The organism is uncultured Ruegeria sp. (genome assembly GCF_947500045.1).
Classification (GTDB): Bacteria; Pseudomonadota; Alphaproteobacteria; order Rhodobacterales; family Rhodobacteraceae; genus Ruegeria.
In genome coordinates this window covers 204,909-222,131 of sequence record NZ_CANMQQ010000001.1, presented here as the reverse complement: position 1 = coordinate 222,131, position 17,223 = coordinate 204,909, and the positions used below count along the sequence as shown (strand labels likewise).

General features: G+C 54.6%; 17 protein-coding genes. 15 read left to right on the top strand and 2 right to left on the bottom strand.

The genetic code is table 11. The annotated features are described in order from the left end of the window. Positions 1-8: 8 nt before the first annotated feature. Entirely contained in the window at positions 9-827 is an 819-nt protein-coding gene (locus tag Q1B46_RS01145) for a lytic transglycosylase domain-containing protein (RefSeq protein ID WP_299943754.1), read from the bottom strand. Positions 828-1,227: 400 nt separating this feature from the next. Here Q1B46_RS01145 and Q1B46_RS01140 point away from each other — a divergent pair, with 400 nt between their 5' ends. From Q1B46_RS01140 to pdeM, 15 genes are all read left to right on the top strand, one after another. After that, the gene (locus Q1B46_RS01140; protein ID WP_299943751.1) at positions 1,228-1,422 is read left to right on the top strand and encodes a hypothetical protein; all 195 of its coding nucleotides are present in this window, start codon (positions 1,228-1,230) and stop codon (positions 1,420-1,422) included. A gap of 92 nt (positions 1,423-1,514) precedes the next feature. Further along, positions 1,515-1,709, top strand: coding sequence for a hypothetical protein (locus Q1B46_RS01135; RefSeq protein WP_299943748.1), 195 nt, complete (start codon positions 1,515-1,517; stop codon positions 1,707-1,709). 171 nt (positions 1,710-1,880) lie between these two features. Beyond that, positions 1,881-2,762, top strand: a complete 882-nt coding sequence (gene cpaB, locus Q1B46_RS01130; RefSeq protein ID WP_299943745.1) for a Flp pilus assembly protein CpaB — start codon at positions 1,881-1,883, stop codon at positions 2,760-2,762. 195 nt (positions 2,763-2,957) lie between these two features. Further along, entirely contained in the window at positions 2,958-4,364 is a 1,407-nt protein-coding gene (locus Q1B46_RS01125; protein WP_299943742.1) for a type II and III secretion system protein family protein, read from the top strand. 16 nt (positions 4,365-4,380) lie between these two features. After that, on the top strand, positions 4,381-5,001 hold the full coding sequence (locus Q1B46_RS01120) for an OmpA family protein (protein WP_299943739.1): 621 nt from the start codon (positions 4,381-4,383) through the stop codon (positions 4,999-5,001). A 204-nt stretch (positions 5,002-5,205) separates the two neighbouring features. After that, the gene (locus Q1B46_RS01115) at positions 5,206-6,441 is read left to right on the top strand and encodes an AAA family ATPase (protein WP_299943736.1); all 1,236 of its coding nucleotides are present in this window, start codon (positions 5,206-5,208) and stop codon (positions 6,439-6,441) included. Positions 6,442-6,459: 18 nt separating this feature from the next. After that, the gene (locus Q1B46_RS01110) at positions 6,460-7,899 is read left to right on the top strand and encodes a CpaF family protein (protein WP_299658918.1); all 1,440 of its coding nucleotides are present in this window, start codon (positions 6,460-6,462) and stop codon (positions 7,897-7,899) included. Between the two features lie 12 nt (positions 7,900-7,911). Next, positions 7,912-8,880 carry a type II secretion system F family protein gene (locus Q1B46_RS01105; protein WP_299943732.1) on the top strand — a complete coding sequence of 323 codons (969 nt, stop codon included), beginning with the start codon at positions 7,912-7,914 and terminating at the stop codon, positions 8,878-8,880. Between the two features lie 10 nt (positions 8,881-8,890). After that, positions 8,891-9,868 carry a type II secretion system F family protein gene (locus Q1B46_RS01100; RefSeq protein ID WP_299943729.1) on the top strand — a complete coding sequence of 326 codons (978 nt, stop codon included), beginning with the start codon at positions 8,891-8,893 and terminating at the stop codon, positions 9,866-9,868. 70 nt (positions 9,869-9,938) lie between these two features. Next, the gene (locus Q1B46_RS01095; protein ID WP_299943726.1) at positions 9,939-10,481 is read left to right on the top strand and encodes a tetratricopeptide repeat protein; all 543 of its coding nucleotides are present in this window, start codon (positions 9,939-9,941) and stop codon (positions 10,479-10,481) included. Between the two features lie 11 nt (positions 10,482-10,492). Beyond that, positions 10,493-11,344 (top strand): tetratricopeptide repeat protein, encoded by an 852-nt coding sequence (locus Q1B46_RS01090; RefSeq protein WP_299943724.1) that lies wholly within the window; start codon positions 10,493-10,495, stop codon positions 11,342-11,344. Between the two features lie 3 nt (positions 11,345-11,347). Continuing rightward, the gene (locus Q1B46_RS01085; protein WP_299943721.1) at positions 11,348-11,893 is read left to right on the top strand and encodes a prepilin peptidase; all 546 of its coding nucleotides are present in this window, start codon (positions 11,348-11,350) and stop codon (positions 11,891-11,893) included. Between the two features lie 116 nt (positions 11,894-12,009). Then, positions 12,010-13,317: an ATPase gene (locus tag Q1B46_RS01080; protein ID WP_299943718.1), complete on the top strand. Its 1,308-nt coding sequence runs from the start codon at positions 12,010-12,012 to the stop codon at positions 13,315-13,317. Positions 13,318-13,357: 40 nt separating this feature from the next. After that, entirely contained in the window at positions 13,358-15,769 is a 2,412-nt protein-coding gene (locus tag Q1B46_RS01075; protein ID WP_299943716.1) for a ligase-associated DNA damage response DEXH box helicase, read from the top strand. 42 nt (positions 15,770-15,811) lie between these two features. Continuing rightward, positions 15,812-16,474 carry a ligase-associated DNA damage response endonuclease PdeM gene (gene pdeM, locus Q1B46_RS01070; protein ID WP_299943713.1) on the top strand — a complete coding sequence of 221 codons (663 nt, stop codon included), beginning with the start codon at positions 15,812-15,814 and terminating at the stop codon, positions 16,472-16,474. Between the two features lie 3 nt (positions 16,475-16,477). On the opposite strand, the gene Q1B46_RS01065 is transcribed toward pdeM, so the two are convergent. Next, positions 16,478-17,215, bottom strand: a complete 738-nt coding sequence (locus Q1B46_RS01065; RefSeq protein ID WP_299943710.1) for a LytTR family DNA-binding domain-containing protein — start codon at positions 17,213-17,215, stop codon at positions 16,478-16,480. Positions 17,216-17,223: the final 8 nt, after the last annotated feature.

Here is a 17,223-nt window from a genome sequence, read left to right as displayed (position 1 = left end):
GGGTCTTTTTAGTTTGTGGCCTGAAATACGCAGGGATCTGAAACAAACTGTGGCGTCGACGTGCACAGTGCACTTGCGACCTGAAACGCGGCAAGTACCTTGGGCACGTAGTCTCTGGTCTCGGCATAGGGCGGCACGCCACTGTGCTTATGCACTGCGCCCTCACCTGCATTGTAACCTGCAAGCACGAGAATCGGGTCGTTCCCGAATTCCTCCATCAGCCAATGCAGGTATTTGACCCCGCCTTCGATGTTCTGTTCTGGCTTCAAGCTGTCTGTGACCCCAAAGCGCTCGGCGGTGGCTGGCATCAGCTGCATCAACCCTTGCGCCCCTGCAGAACTTACCGCCTGAGTCTTTCCGGCCGATTCCACCGAAATTACCGCCAGCACAAGCGCAGGCGAGACATTGGTGCCGACGGTCGAACGCAGAATGTCCACTCCGCGCTTGTCCGCGATGTCCTGAAGCGTTTGCAGTCGTGGTGCCGCCACATCCGTCGTTGTCAATGCCTGAACAGCTTCTGCAAGCCGCCCTGCATTTGCCTGCGCTAGATCGGGTGAGATTCGACTCCAGAAAGCCTGATAGCTTCCGACCGGCTTGGTTGTACCGGCAATCTTCGGTGGGATTGATGGCGGTACTGTCGCGGGGGTTGTAACTTCTGGCTCCTCCAGCTCAACTCCGGTACTGGGAGCCGACGGTGATGTCGCATGTTGTTCGGGTGTGATCTGAATTGTCACGCGCGGCCGTGAGCCCGGTTCGGGGGCCTTGATACGCTTATAGACACCGCGTGGTTCTATCTCGGTCGCAGAAACGGTTATTGCCCCTGACATTAGAAACACCACCGTACCTGCGCAAAAGATTGCGTCCCGGAAATACATTTGCCTGCCTCGATTTCTTATCTTTTAAAGCATTTTGAACCTTATAGCGGCCTGTCACACCAGAAAAACAACGTGAAATGGGGCAATTTCGCCTCATTTGCCGCTATTTTGCATCGCCCATCGGTCAGCGTAAGAAAAAAGGTTGGATAATTTTTGTTTTAATACAATGGACTACAAGAAAAACGAATAAAATCTTAAGCTTTGAGCAAAAAAATATTGGTTTGGCCCAATTCCTGCCACGCACAAAGGTCAAATATGTATCCATGCCGAGACGATCGGGAGCGGACTGAGAGAGAAAGCTCTGAAAGACGCCGAGGTTAATTACTTTTTGATCCTTTAGGAGGGACGTAACATGATCAAGTTCATCAAGAACTTCCGCAAAGACGAAGACGGCGCCGTAACTGTAGACTGGGTCGTTCTGACCGCAGCCGTTGTTGCACTGGCAGCCATCGCATATAATCAGGTTCAGACCGGTGCAAGTGCTCTGGCTGGCAACATCAGCAGCTCGCTGTCGGGCATCACTGTTACCACACCGAACACCAACTAATTTCTGCCAGACTCTGGTATCTAATGTGGGGGCCATGTCTTTTCTGAAGACATGGCCCCTTTTTCAAAGGTTTCTTAGCGCGGTGTGATATGATGTTCAGCACATTCAAAAAATTTGCACTCGACGAAAGCGGCGCAGTAACCGTGGATTGGGTTGTATTGACTGCTGCGATCGTGGCAATCGGCGGAATGATGTATACGCTATTGAATGAAGGCGTCCGAAGTGTCGACGAACAAACTGGCCAAGCGCTTTCCTCAATGGAAGTTCAACAGATTAGTTTCGACTAAAGTCGATATGTGAACTTGGTGTCACACTCCGCTGTGATGCAAGCTCTCTTGGAAATTACGGAAATAGTTGGGATTGTCCCATTTTTGGACACAATTAACTCATAAGGTAGCCGTTGAACCGTCGCGGTCTAACACCGCTACACTTGATTGAAAAAACACGGCGAGGGTCAAATGCGAGCTGTTTTTGGACTTGTTCTTATCATCGGGGTCGCTCTGGCTGGTGGTGCTGTCTATATGGCACGCGAGTATATAACCGAAAACCAGGTTAAACTTGCGAAAGAACGGAAACTGCGTGAAGAGGCGCTGGCAAATGCAAAAGCGGGTGTTGTACCGACGGTCGATGTCTTGGTATCCACCCGCTCTCTCAAATATGGTGAACGTCTGAACGAAGAAGACGTTCGCACTGTTCAATGGCCAGAAGACGCCATCCCCGAAGGCACCTTCGTTGATGTGGCAGTCTTGTTCCCTGACACCAAGAACAACGAGCGATTCGTACTCCGTGCGATGGAAAAAGACGAAGCCATCATGGAAGTAAAGATCACCAATCCGGGCGAAACGGCTGGTCTCAGGTCGCAGTTACCCAAAGGCATGCGTGCCTTCGCGCTTAGAGTCGACGTGGCTTCTGGCGTTTCGGGTTTCCTACGCCCAGGTGATACGGTTGATGTATATTGGACGGGGTCGCTGCGCGGCACTTCGGATGCAGGACGCGGCGAAATCACTCGTTTGGTTCTGACGAACATTGAATTGGTAGCGGTCGACCAGATCGCAGGATCGGATGTTACGGGGACAACAATTGCCCGAACAGTAACAGTAGCAGCCACCTCACAGCAAATTGCGGCTTTGGCTCAGGCCCAGAACACCGGTAGTATGTCATTGGCGCTTGTCGGAGTTCAGGATGATGAAGTTGCCGAAGTTGTCGAAGTAGACCAGCAGTCGCTTTTGGGGATCCAAGAACGCGCACCAGCACCGGTTGTGCCCGCGAAGAAGGTTTGCACTATCCGGACGCGCCGGGGAGGTGAGACTGTCGAAACCCCAATTCCCTGCACAAATTAACGTCAATTCAAACCGTTAACGATCCAAAGGTCGCGCAATTTGCGCGGCCTTTTCACTTTGTTGTTGCGAATAATCCACATAAGGAAAATTCCGGAAACCATTGATTATTGCAATAAATCCGGAATTGACGCAGGGTTCAAAACATAGGGCATAAGACCCAATAAAAATCGAGTGGTGATCGGAGAGGCAGGTCACATGACAATACGTTCCTGGATCAGCGCAACCCTGCTGGGGTTGTCGCTTGTTGTGAGTCCAATCGGCGATGCCGCATGGGCTCAAAATCTTCGCGTGGTTAAAAAGGGCACAGCAGAATCGCTGGACGTCTCGGTTAACCGCGCAATTGTGGTAGAGAGTGAACAACCCTTTGCCGACATCAGCATTGCCAACGCAGGCATTGCTGATATCTCAACTTTGTCCGATCGGACAATTTATGTGCTTGGTCGCGCACCTGGCATAACCACACTAACGATGTTTGATGGCGCGGGAAATCTGATCACAAACGTGCGTGTTCGCGTTTCCCCAGACGTCTCGGAGTTCAAAGAGCGGCTGCGTCAGATTTTGCCGAATGAGCGCATCGAGGTACGTACCGCTAACGATGGCATCGTCCTGTCTGGCACAGTCTCCAGCAGCGCCAAACTTGCGCGCGCGCTTGAGTTGGCCGAACGCTACGCGCCAGAGCGTGTATCGAACCTGATGAGTGTCGGCGGCGTGCAGCAGGTCATGCTGAAAGTCCGCTTCGCCGAGATGAACCGTTCGGTTGCCAAGAACCTGTCAGCATCATTGGGATTTGGCGGCGGAGACGTAACCGCTGGCTTTAATGGACTAAATACCCAAGGGACCCTGAACAACGCATTGGCAAACAACATCCCGCTTGTTCAGACCAACACGGGTGCCATCCTGTTTGGTTTCGGCGCGGGCTCGACGCAGGTTCGCCTGTTGCTCGAAGCACTTGAAACCAAAGGTCTGGTCCGTAGTTTGGCGGAACCGAATCTTTCGGCCTTATCTGGTCAGGAAGCCGAGTTTCTGGCAGGCGGCGAAGTGCCGATCCCTGTTCCACAGGGCGATGGCGTGGTTGCCATCGAATATCGGGCCTTCGGCGTACAGCTCTTGTTTGTACCGCGCGTCGTCGACGGCGATCTCATCAATCTGGAAATGGGGGCATCGGTGTCGACCATCGATCCGAACTCCGATTTCTCGATCAACGGTGACAATGTTCCAAGCTTTATTTCGCGAACTACGCGGACGACGATCGAGTTAAACGACGGTGAGAGTTTTGCGATTGCTGGCTTGATCCAAGATGACTTTACCGATCTGAACAGTCAGGTTCCGTGGCTGGGTGATGTACCGGTTCTTGGTGCCCTTTTCCGCAGCGCTGAATACCGGCGCCAGCAAAGCGAACTGATCATCATCGTCACTGCACACCTAGTTTCGCCCACACGTGGTGAAGCGCTTGCACTGCCGACAGATCGGGTCAAACCGCCTAGCGAGTTCGATCTTTTCGTGAATGGTAAAGTCGCCCGAACTCAACGCGCTGGAAGCGGCGCCGCCTCGGAAGTGGCCAAACAGGACTTTGGCGCATCCTATGGCTATGTTCTGGATTGATAGGAGGATAGGACCAATGGAAAAGTGGATCATTACACTGGGCCTTTCGGTTGCTGTCGCCGGCTGTACTCGTGAAGCTGGGTATGAGATCGATCAGGGCACTTTCGGAAACGCGACGCTGAACAACATTCAGGTCATGAATGGCGAGCTGACGTATGGCCAGATCTTGGCTCAGCGATTCGCTGCCGAGGTTCCGACGCAGATCAACTTTGCGTTTGATAGCGCCCAGCTGGACGCATCAGCGCAACGTATCTTGCTGCAGCAGGCCGCGTGGATCAAACAGTTCCCCGAGGCGCGATTCCGCGTTTACGGCCATACCGATGCTGTGGGTTCAACTGCCTATAACAATCGTCTGGGTCAACGCCGCGCCAACGCTGCTGTTGCATTCCTGACGCGGCAGGGAATCTCTCGTTCGCGGCTGGAAGCTGTTGTTTCTTTTGGAAAATCCAGGCCTCTTGTGGCAACTTCTGACCGGGATCGACGCAACCGTCGCACGGTTACAGAAGTTTCAGGTTTTGTTGATCGCCACCCGAACCTTCTGGATGGAAAATACGCTGACGTGATTTACCGCGAATACATCTCCAGCGCGGCACCCATCAGCTTCATCCAAATCGGTGAAAGCGATTCAGCTGAATAATAATACCTAAGAAATGGGCGGCATTGTCGCCCATTTCCCTACAATTGGTTCTTTTGCGCCCAATTCTCGCCCCACTTCCAAGCAACATTGTGAACAAATGGGTGACCTGCGGCCAAAATTGACCGCATCGGGCGACAGTAGACCAGGACAAACTTCTTACGCGTTCAACCGGTTTGCTCAGCCCTCTCGACGAGGATTGTGTTTATGACGAGCGCGACGCTGCAAGATGAAAATGACGCCATTCTGGCATGCACCATCAGCCGTGATGTCCAGAATTTCGATCTGTTGATCGAAGACATGGAAGCTGCGCTGGGTGAACGCTGGGGTGATCTGGGATTTGCCGAAGCGCTTGCCTTCTTTAGCCAGCCCGAAGCGGAATCGCTACAATTTGTTGCCTTGGCGCTGGATGGTGATGACGAAGACAACCTGACCATGATGGGTGAAATCATCATGCGGGCCAAGGAAAAGAGCATTAAGGTTGTTCTGATCGCCGAAGATGTCACTCCGGCCTCGCTGCACCAGCTTTTGCGCAAAGGTGCTGATGAGTTTGTCCCCTACCCTCTTCCAGAAAACGAACTTCAGGAAGCGATTGAGCGGATGAATAAGCCTGATCCGGTTGCCGCACCGCAGCCCGCCGCTTCTCCGCTGGCCAATGGCACATCAAAAGAAGGTGCCTTGTTTGTGGTCCAAGGTCTTGCTGGCGGTGTCGGTTCAACAACGATGGCTGTGAATCTGGCGTGGGAACTGGCAACGGTCTCGGCCAAGGAAGCCCCTAAAGTATGCTTGATCGATCTGGACCTTCAATATGGCAGCATCTCAACCTTTTTGGACTTGCCGCGTCACGAAGCAGTGTTCGAAATGCTTTCGGACACGGATTCCATGGACGAGGAGTCCTTTGGACAGGCGCTGCAAACATTCGAAGACAAACTGCAGGTTCTGACGGCCCCTTCTGACATGGTGCCGCTGGACATTATCAACCCTGAGGATATCCAGCGCGTGATCGACACAGCACGCAGCCACTTCGACTATGTCGTTGTCGACATGCCAAAAACGCTGGTCCACTGGTCCGAAACTGTTCTACAGGCCTCTCATGTTTATTTTGCGCTTATCGAACTGGATATGCGTTCTGCCCAGAACGCTTTGCGTCTGAAGCGGGCTCTGCAAGCAGAAGAATTGCCTTTTAACAAGTTGCGGTTCGCCATGAACAGGGCTCCGAAATTCACCGACCTTAACGGAAAAGGTCGGGTAAAACGCATGGGCGAGAGCCTGGGTATTTCGATTGACCTGCTTCTGCCCGACGGCGGCAAGGCGGTCATGCAAAGCGGCGATCATGGTCTGCCGTTGGCCAACTCAGCCGCCAAGAATCCGCTACGTCGTGAAATCGCTAAACTTGCCCAATCGCTTCACAGCCTGGGCAGCAGCGACGCTGAAGCAGCATAACACAAAAGGGGAGCTGCCGTGTTTTCAAGATACAAGAAACAGCCTACAGCGCAGCCGGTTCAAACCCCGGCGCCAGAAAAGGCCGAGGCCGCCGCGCCCGCCGCGGCGTCCGCCTCAACCAATGTCGTGCGCAAACCGGTCCAGAAGAAGGTCGCGGAATTTTCCACCAACGACAAAGAACGTAAACGCAAAGAGCGTTTGGGTGAAATCAAGCTGGAGCTGCACCGCGAACTGCTTGAAAACCTGAACCTGGCGGCGCTTGAGAAAGCTGCAGAATCCGAGCTGCGTTCGGAAATCAGTGCAATTTCCAGCGAAGTTCTGGAATCGCGCAACATCGTATTGAACCGCGAAGACCGCACACAGCTCAACAAAGAACTCTACGATGAGGTCACTGGCCTTGGGCCACTGGAAACCTTGCTTCAGGACGACACGGTCAACGATATTCTGGTGAACGGGCCACAGCAGATCTTTGTGGAACGTGCGGGTAAGCTGGAAATCAGCGACATCACGTTCAAAGACGAAAAGCACCTGATGCGGATCATCGACAAGATCGTGTCCGCTGTGGGTCGTCGTGTTGATGAATCCAACCCCTACGTTGACGCCCGCCTGGCCGATGGTTCGCGTTTCAACGCGATGGTTCCACCGATTGCGGTGGATGGTTCGCTTGTATCCATTCGTAAGTTCAAAAAGGACAAGCTGGGCATCGACGATCTGGTAAACTTCGGGGCCTTTACCGAAGAAATGGCCGCCTTTTTGCAAGCAGCAGTATCAACTCGTCTTAATATCATCGTTTCGGGTGGTACCGGTTCTGGTAAGACCACAACTCTCAACGCCCTGTCCGGCTTTATCGATGATGCCGAGCGTATTCTGACCATCGAGGATACAGCGGAACTTCAGCTTCAGCAGACCCACGTGGGGCGCATGGAAAGCCGCCCACCCAACGTGGAAGGCAAGGGTGAGGTTAGCCCGCGCGACTGTCTGAAAAACGCCCTGCGTATGCGTCCCGACCGCATTATCGTGGGTGAGACGCGTGGCGCCGAAGTGATCGACATGTTGCAGGCTATGAACACAGGTCACGACGGTTCGATGACCACGATCCACGCCAACTCGGCCCGCGATGGTATCTCGCGTTTGGAAAACATGATCGCCATGGCCGGAATCGAGATGCCGATCAAAGCCGTTCGCAGTCAGATCTCAAGCGCTGTGAACCTGATCGTGCAGGCCAGCCGTCTGCAAGACGGTTCGCGCCGCATGACTTCGATCACCGAAATTACCGGGATGGAAGGTGATGTGATCTCAATGCAGGAATTGTTTAAATTTCAACGCGTTGGACTGACGCCAGATAATAAGATTATCGGTCATTTCACTGCGACGGGCGTGCGTAGTCACTTCTCAGAGCGGTTCCGTCTGTGGGGCTTCGACCTACCCGCCTCAATCTACGATCCAACCACGATGTAGGGGAAAAGAGTTATGCAACTGCCGGTCGAGGCGCTCATCTATGTCGTGATTTTCGTCGGGGTTTTTGCCCTGGTCGAAGGTATTTATCTTGTCGCCTTTGGGAAATCGATCAGCCTGAACAGCCGCGTCAATCGCAGGCTGGATATGATCGACAAAGGTGTCGGCCGCGAACAGGTTCTGGAACAGCTGCGCAAGGAAATGCAGCAGCATATGAAGTCGCAGAGCATCCCGCTCTATTCGCTTTTGGCTGACAAAGCCCAAAAAGCCGCGATTGCCTTCTCACCCAGGCAGTTGATCTTGATTATGGCCCTGGTGTCGGGCCTGGTCTTCATGGCCCTTAGCATCGCCACAGGCACCGAATTGACGCTTCGCATCGCGCTGTCCGGAGGTATTGGTATTGGCGCGGTCTATACTTGGGTCAGCAACAAAGCCAAGAAACGCATGGCTTTGATCGAAGAACAGCTGCCGGATGCGGTCGAACTCATGGTGCGGTCGTTGCGCGTCGGTAACCCGTTTGTTTCCTCGATCCAGATCGTCGCAAACGAGGTCGAGGACCCCCTCGCAACCGAGTTCGGCATCATCTCGGATGAAGCGGCCTATGGTCGGGATGTCGGCGAAGCGCTCAAGGACATGGCGGAACGACTGGACATGCAAGATTTGCGCTTTCTAGCTGTCGCGGTTTCCATTCAACAACAATCAGGGGGCAACCTTGCCGATATCTTGGCCGGTTTGGCGAAAGTGATCCGGGCCAGATTCCGCCTGTTCCGTCGGGTCAATGCCATCACCGCAGAGGCAAAATGGTCAGGGAAGTTTCTATCGGGCTTTCCACTTGCATGTCTCTTGTTCATTCTGATCAAGGATCCGAACTACTATGATTCAGTCATGGACCATCCGTTTTTCATCCCCGCCTGTTTCTTTGTTGGCATCATGCTGACTTTGAACTTGATCGTAATGAAAATCCTGACAGACATTAAGGTTTAGGGGGGTCACCATGGAAGTTCTAAGCCAAATCAATGAGTTGCTAAAGACGCACCTGGGTGAGTTCGGCCCTCTGATTGTCGTGGGCGTTCTGGGGTTGTTCATGATCCTCGTTACGATCCCACTGATGCTGAATCAGCCGGAAGATCCTCTGAAAAAGCTGCAGCGTTCGAATTCAGCCCCTAAAAAGAACAAAAAAGAAAAGAAAGAACGCCTTAGGAATGCAAGCCGCAACGAGCAGCTTGAGAAATTTGCCAACTTCCTCGAACCTAAAGACGAAGAGGAATACTCAGCCGTTAAGCTCAAGCTGCGACAGGCGGGCTACCAATCAAAAGATGCGGTCCGTTTTTATCATTTTTCACAGTTTGCATTGGGAATTGTTGGAATCTTGATTGGCATCTCGCTGGTCACTGTATTTGCGGGCGATCAGGAGTTTGACTCGACTCAGATTCTCATTCGCGTTTTGGGCCCGGGGCTCGTCGGCTATTTTGTGCCCAAATACTGGATTACTCGACGTGTCGCCGAGCGTCAGGAAGCGATCGTCAACGGTTTTCCGGACACACTTGATCTGATGCTGGTCTGCGTCGAAGCTGGACAATCGCTTGATCAGGCCATCGTCCGGGTCGCAGGCGAAATGAAGGCATCTTATCCAGATATCGCACTGGAGTTCGAAGTTATTGCCTATGAAATGAAGGCCGGTAAGGATAAGGATACGGTCCTGCGAGATTTTGCAACCCGTTGCGGCGTTCAAGACGTCAGCGCCTTTGTGACCGTCATGATCCAATCGGCCACCTTTGGTACATCGATTGCAGAGGCTCTGCGGGTTTATGCCGACGAAATGCGTGACAAACGCGTTATGCGCGCTGAAGAAGCCGCTAACAAGTTGCCAACGAAAATGACACTCGCCACAATGATGTTGACCGTCCCCCCGCTTCTGGTCATTCTAGTTGGTCCTTCGGCAAAAGGTATCATGGAGTTTGGAAACCAGTAACGCTCACCTTCTGCGTGATAAGGTTCTCAGGCCTTTAGGTTTGCACCGGCGTCATCTCATACAGGCCGCCATGGTTATCGCCATGGTGGCCTCTTGTACTGATACGCGCGCGCCGGATGATCCGTTTGCGCCCGGGGTTGACCCCGATGGCCCAGTCATTGATGAAATCGCTGTCGGCAATCGTCTTATGGCAGCCGGTGAATACGAGCTTGCAATGGAATCGTTCACCCGGGCTGCCCTGACAGAGGGCATGACACCACAGATCCTGACCTCACTCGGTACAGCAAATCTGGGCCTGCGCCGGATCGGACAGGCTGAACCCCTGCTGCGCCGCGCAGTCGAGGATGATCCCGATTGGCCCGTTGCTTGGAATAACCTTGGCGTATTCCTGATGGAGACAGGCGAATACGCCGAAGCATCTCAGGTTTTCCGTAGGGCCTTTGCGCTGGATAATGGCGAAAGTGACGCAATCCGTGACAATTTGCGGTTAGCACTCGCAAAAATGGAAAATCCTGTTAATAATACCCCAAAAGAACAAGAATTTAAGCTGGAGCAGCGCGGCAACGGGCAATTCGTTCTGCGCAAAAACCCGGCAACAGAGGCAGAGCAGTAAAGGACGCAAAAATGCGCCATCCCTTCTTGATTCCGACGATGCTTGCGTGCGGGCTGGTATTGACCGCTTGCGCGAAAGAAACCGAAGATGAAAAGGTCGAGCGTACATTTCAGGAAGTGAACGTCATTGACGAGACCAACCTGAATGACGTGATGCTGAATGCAGCCGACCCGAACGAGGCCGTCACTTATTTTCAGAGCGCAGCCGCGAAGAACCCGGATCGGATCGATCTTCAGCGCGGCCTTGCAATCACCCTGACACGGGCCAAACGCAGCACCGAAGCATCCGCCGCCTGGAAACGTGTGTTAAGCATGAAAGGCGCCAACAACACAGACCGCGTTGAATATGCGGATGCACAGGTCCGCAGCGGAAATTGGAGCGGCGCAAAGGCGACGCTCGACAAGATCCCGCCCACCTATGAGACGTTCAAGCGCTACCGGCTTGAAGCGCTGGTGGCAGATTCCAGAAAAGATTGGAATCGCTCGGACCATTATTACGAAACTGCAGTCGGTCTTACGACGCGCCCGGCGGGTGTCATGAACAACTGGGGTTACTCCAAGATGGCACGCGGGCAATATGCGGAAGCCGAGCGCCTGTTTACTGAGGCGATTCAGCAGGATAACTCGCTGTTCACCGCCAAGAACAACCTGGTTCTGGCACGCAGCGCGCAGGGTAACTACAGCGTTCCGGTCGTCCCCATGACACAGGTTGAACGCGCCAACTTGCTGAACACGATGGCCATTTCAGCGGTGAAACAAGGCGATGTGAACCTTGCGAAGAACCTGTACCGCGAGGCGATCGCTACGCATCCGCAGCACTATGACGAAGCCGTTCGCTCGCTTCGGGCGCTCGAGGACGCCTAAATCATGTTCATACCATCGGCAGCGGCAGCGTGGTTCTTACCATTTGTCCTGCCGATCTGTTTCTACGTCGCCTTCACGGACATGCGTGAGATGCGGATCAAGAACCATGCGGTCATGGCCCTGGCGGTTGTTTACCTCGTCGTCGGTCTTTTTGTTTTGCCACCATGGGCCGGGGACTGGATTTCCGGCAACCTTGGCCCTGTAAATCTCTCCTTGCCCGTTTACCTGTGGCAGCTGCTTCACATCGTCGTCGTACTGATTGTCGGTATCTTGTTGAATGCAGCCGGCGTAATGGGCGCCGGAGACGCCAAATTCTGCGCAGCAGCAGCAGCTTTTGTTTGGGTCGGTGATTTCATGCTGGTCATGATCATCCTGTCGGCAACTCTGCTTGGGGCATTTTCTGCGCATCGGCTCGCGAAACACACCCGGCTGCGCCAGTTTGCCCCGCATTGGGATAGCTGGGATCGTGGCAAGCTGTTTCCAATGGGCCTGACGCTTGCGGGTAGCCTCGTCATCTATCTGATTCTGGGCATTATTCGCGGATCGTAAACAATCATGACCGCGCCTTGCCTGCGCCTTGGTCCTGCCACAAAGCCGCGTCAAATTTTCCTCAAACGGCCCTGCATGGGGCCATTGGTGTGATAATTGACAGACGAGTCCCGCTCATGAACATGCAGACGTCCTCCGTTATGGCCCCCCCCACCCCCAAGGGGTTGGCTGAAATGCAGCTTCCGGTAGTGATGATGCGTGACATCTTGCTGAAAACAATCTTTCGCAAGAATGTGGATACGGTAAGCGAGGTTGCCGCAGCAGTATGCCTGCCCGGCTCCGTGACGCAGGAACTGATCGACATTGCACGGGAACAGAAACTGCTTGAGGCGACAGGAACCCTAAGCGCGAACTCGGGCAACGAGATGGGGTACCAGCTGACCGATGCGGGGAAGGCCCGCGCGTTGGACGCGCTCAGCCAGTCGGAATACTTCGGCGCGATGCCAGTGCCGTTGGATGTGTACCGCGAACAGGTCAAGCGCCAGTCTATCCGCAACATTCAGGTCACACGAGACCAACTGACCGGAGCCATGGGGCATCTGGTTCTGCCCGACAGCCTGTTGGATCATCTAGGCCCGGCGGTCAGCGCCGGTCGATCGATCCTTATGTATGGCCCGCCGGGTAACGGTAAATCCTCAATCTCGAACGGAATCCGGGACGCCTTGGGCGACAATGTCTATGTTCCGCGCGCCATCGAGTATTCCGGTCAGGTGATCACTGTTTATGACCCGATTGTGCACACCGCAATCGAACAGGAAGAAGACGACCCCAACAGCCTGCGTCGCCGCAAACGGTTCGACACGCGCTATGTACAGTGCGAACGCCCCACCGTTGTAACCGGTGGTGAACTGTCGCTCAGCATGCTGGACCTAGTCTACAACCCCACCGCGCGGACCTATCAGGCCCCTTTGCAGCTGAAATCGACCGGTGGCATCTTCATCGTGGACGACCTTGGACGTCAGGCCGAACCCCCGCAGGCCCTGATCAACCGTTGGATTGTTCCTTTGGAGGAAAGTAAGGATATTCTCGGCCTGCAATCGGGTGAAAAGTTCGAAGTACCCTTTGATACGTTGGTTATCTTCTCAACCAACTTCCACCCGAATGAGATTTTCGACCAAGCGGCCCTGCGCCGGATCTTCTTCAAAATCAAGATTGACGGTCCAAACCAAGAGAACTACCTGAAAATTTTCGCCATGGTGGCCCGCAAACGCGGCATGCCGCTGGACGAAGCCGCGCTGGTGCATCTACTGAAGGTCAAATACCCAACCATCAACAATATCTACGCGAACTATCAGCCGATCTTCCTGATCGACCAGATGATTTCGATCTGCGAGTTTGAAGGCATCCCCTATCAGATGAGCCCTGACCTGATCGATCGCGCTTGGGCGAATATGTTCGTCAAGGAAGAAAAGATCATTCACTGACCCCCCTGCCATTCTGATCCTATGCGGGTAATCTGCACTGATGACGCAGATTCCCGCCCGGATTAGCAATTGGTTTGCCGCCAAAGGTTGGTCAATCCACCCGCATCAGCAAGAGATGTTCAACCGGGCGCAAGATCCGGCAACGCTGTTGATCGCACCGACTGGCGGCGGCAAAACGATGGCTGGGTTTCTGCCTTCCTTGTCCGAGCTGTCCGATGGCGCGCATAGCGGCTTGCACACAATCTATGTCTCCCCGCTCAAGGCTTTGGCCGCTGATATCCGTCGCAATCTGCGCACGCCAGTCGATGAGATCGGTCTGCCCATCCGGATCGAGGATCGCACCGGCGATACCTCGGCCACGCAAAAGAAACGACAGCGTGTCGACCCACCGCATATTCTATTGACCACGCCTGAGAGTCTGGCGCTGCTAACATCATACGAGGACGCGCCGCGTATGTTCGCCGCAGTGCAACGCATCATCGTCGATGAAATTCATGCACTGGCCGAAAGCAAACGTGGCGATCAGCTGATGCTCGCGCTTGCGCGACTGCAGGCACTCTGCCCCGATCTGCGCCGCGTGGGTTTATCGGCCACCGTCGAGGACCCCGGAGGCATGGCGCGCTTTCTGGCCCGTCATCCAGATCCTTGCAGGATCATACAGGCCGATCCTGGCCCTGACCCCGATATCGCGATGTTGGAGACCGACGAGATACCCCCTTGGTCCGGTGGGGGTGCTGCCTATTCCATCCCAGCAGTTCTGGCGCAAATCAAGCAACATAAAACCACACTGATCTTCCACAACACACGTGCGCAGGCCGAGATTTTCTTTCACAACCTCTGGCTGGCAAATGATGACGGCCTGCCCATCGGCATCCATCACGGCAGCCTGGACCGGCAACAGCGTGAGCGTGTCGAGGCCGCAATGGTGCGCGGCGATCTGCGCGCCATCGTCTGCACAGGCAGCCTCGATCTGGGGATTGATTGGGGCGATGTGGATCTGGTGATCCAGATCGGCGCGCCGAAGAATGTCAAACGTTTGGTGCAGCGGATCGGGCGGGCGAACCATCGGTACAACGCCCCCTCGAAGGCGTTGCTGGTACCCGCGAACCGGTTCGAAGTTGTTGAATGCGTCGCCGCGCTACAAGCGGTGCAGGAACATGATCTGGATGGCGATCCCCGCAGATCGGGACCGCGGGATGTGCTCTGCCAGCACATTCTGATCGCCGCAGCATCAGGGCCATTCGACGCGAGTGTGCTCTTCGCTGAGATGATTGCAGCAGGGCCTTACGCCACGCTTAGCCGTACCGAGTTCGATGCCTGTCTGGAGTTCTGCGCCACCGGTGGTTACGCCTTGCGCGCCTATGACCGTTGGCAACGGTTACAGCAGCGGCCCGACGGGCGATGGCAATTGCGCGATCCCCGGGCAGCGCAGCGTATCCGCATGAATCTCGGCACGATTCAGGACACCGATACGCTAAAGGTGCGGCTGAAACGCAATCGCGGCGGGAAGCCTCTGGGTGAGGTCGAAGAGAGCTTTGCCGCCACTTTGACCTCGGGTGATACCTTTTTGATCGGTGGCCAGATCGTTCGATACGAAGGTCTGCGCGATATGGTTGTCGAGGTCAGCCGCCGCGCCGACAGGAAACCCAAAATCGCAACTTTCTCTGGCACGAAATTCGCCACTTCCACGCAGCTGAGCGATCGCATTCTGAATATGTTCGCGCAACCTGACTGGCCTCAGTTGCCTACGCACACCGCCGACTGGCTGGCATTGCAGCGCGATATATCGCGCCTTCCCCGACGCGACCGGCTGTTAATCGAAAGCTTTCCCGATAACGGGCGCGAACATCTGTGCGTCTATGGCTTCGCCGGTCGCAACGCACAGCAGACGCTTGGCCTGTTGTTAACAAAACGGATGGAGGAAACCGGGCTCGCCCCGCTGGGATTTGTCGCCACAGACTATGCCACATTGGTCTGGGGGTTGGACGCAGTGACCGACCCGCGCCCCCTGTTTCGGCCAGATGCGTTACGCGAAGGGCTGGAAACCTGGCTGGCAGGCAATGCCGTGATGAAGCGGACCTTTCGCGCCTCTGCCACCATTGCGGGTTTGATTGAACGCAACACCGGCGGGCAGCGCAAAAGCGGGCGGCAGGCGACGTTTTCGTCAGATATTCTGTACGATACGTTGCTGAAATACGACCCCAATCATCTGTTGATGCAGATTACCCGCGAAGAAGCCATGCGTGGACTGGTTGATTTCGGCCGGATCGAAGAAATGATCGCCCGGATTGGTGATCGTATCGATCTATTGCGGTTAGACCGCGTTTCACCATTGGCGGCGCCACTCTTTCTTGAAATGGGCAAAGTACCGGTCAAAGGTCAGGCCGAGGAGCGTCTTCTGGCCGAAGAAAGCAACCGCTTGCTGCAGGCCGCTGGAATACAACCCGCATGAAACCTCTTGCACCGCCCATAGAAACATTGCAACGAACGGATCATGAACAGATGTGAGTTTTCCTTTGCGGGGCAGCGACTGTGCGCACTTGGTTCCGGGGCACTCTGGTGGCCCGATCAGGGTTTGCTGTGCGTCTCTGATCTGCATCTGGGAAAATCGGAACGCATTGTACGCAGGGGCGGTTCTGCGCTGCCCCCTTATGAAAATCGCGAGACATTGACGCGATTGGAAAATGACTTGTCCAATACAAAAGCCACTTCGGTCGTTTGTCTGGGGGATAGCTTTGACGATCTGGACGCCTCATTCGCGATGGCGACAGAAGACAGGCTCCGGATTGTTACGTTACAGGCTGGCCGGAGCTGGATCTGGATCGAAGGCAATCACGATCCCGGCCCGGTTGAGATAGGAGGCACGCATCTTTCCGAATGGAATTGCAGCGGCCTTACCTTTCGCCACATTGCCCAGCCAAATGCGCAAGGCGAGATTTCAGGCCACTATCATCCCAAGGTAAGGTTGACCATTCGTGGGCGATCAATCTCGCGCCCTGCGTTCCTACTGGATCGTGCACGTATGATCCTGCCAGCCTTTGGAACCTATACCGGTGGGTTACGCAGCACAGATCAGGCACTCACTGAAATCATGGCGGCGGATGCGCGGGCGATACTGACGGGTGAACATCCGCAGCAAATTCCGATGCCGAGATGAATGCTAAAGCAGCCCGTCATCCACGAGGCTCTGCCTGTATTTTCGACTGACCGGAACCTGCTCGCCATTACTGAGACGCAGATAGGTTTTGCCCGCCTCTTTTTCGGCCCTGACAATTGTCGAATCCACCACCCAATGTGACCGATGCGTACAATGACCCTGCACCGGCTCCATCTCGGCAATCGCATCGGTAAACCGCGAGCGGATGGTGAAGATGCCTTCACCGGTCACAACATCAACGCTGTGATCCCGCACGGTCAACCGATAGACCTGCCCCTGGAAACCAGTTGGCAGCCGATTGTAGAGGCGCGGCCTTGGCGGTTGCTGCGGCTCAGCTACGTCTTCGCGCTGCCGTACAAGCAACAAGCCCGTTGTAAACAGCAGCCCATAGGGGACGACCATCAGCATACCAGGGGGCACCACGCCGGACAGCGAGAACAAAATCCACGTCAGCAACCACAATGAAGGGGCAAACAAAGCCAGAATTAGTAGAGCAAAGGCAAGATCCCGGGCCAACAATCCCGATAACTTTAGCCGTGTGTGAACCAGTTTTCCTGCTGTCCAAGTTGCCACAAGCGCCAACACCATCACACCTGTCCAGAACAACAACCGCTGTGAAAATGACAGTGACATGTCCCGAAAGGGTGCAAACGAATAGGCCAGCAACGGAATGAAAACGAGACCTGCTAGTACCCGTTGGAGACTACAAAACGAAAAGATCGGGCTAAGTCTGGACTTCATGTCGGGTA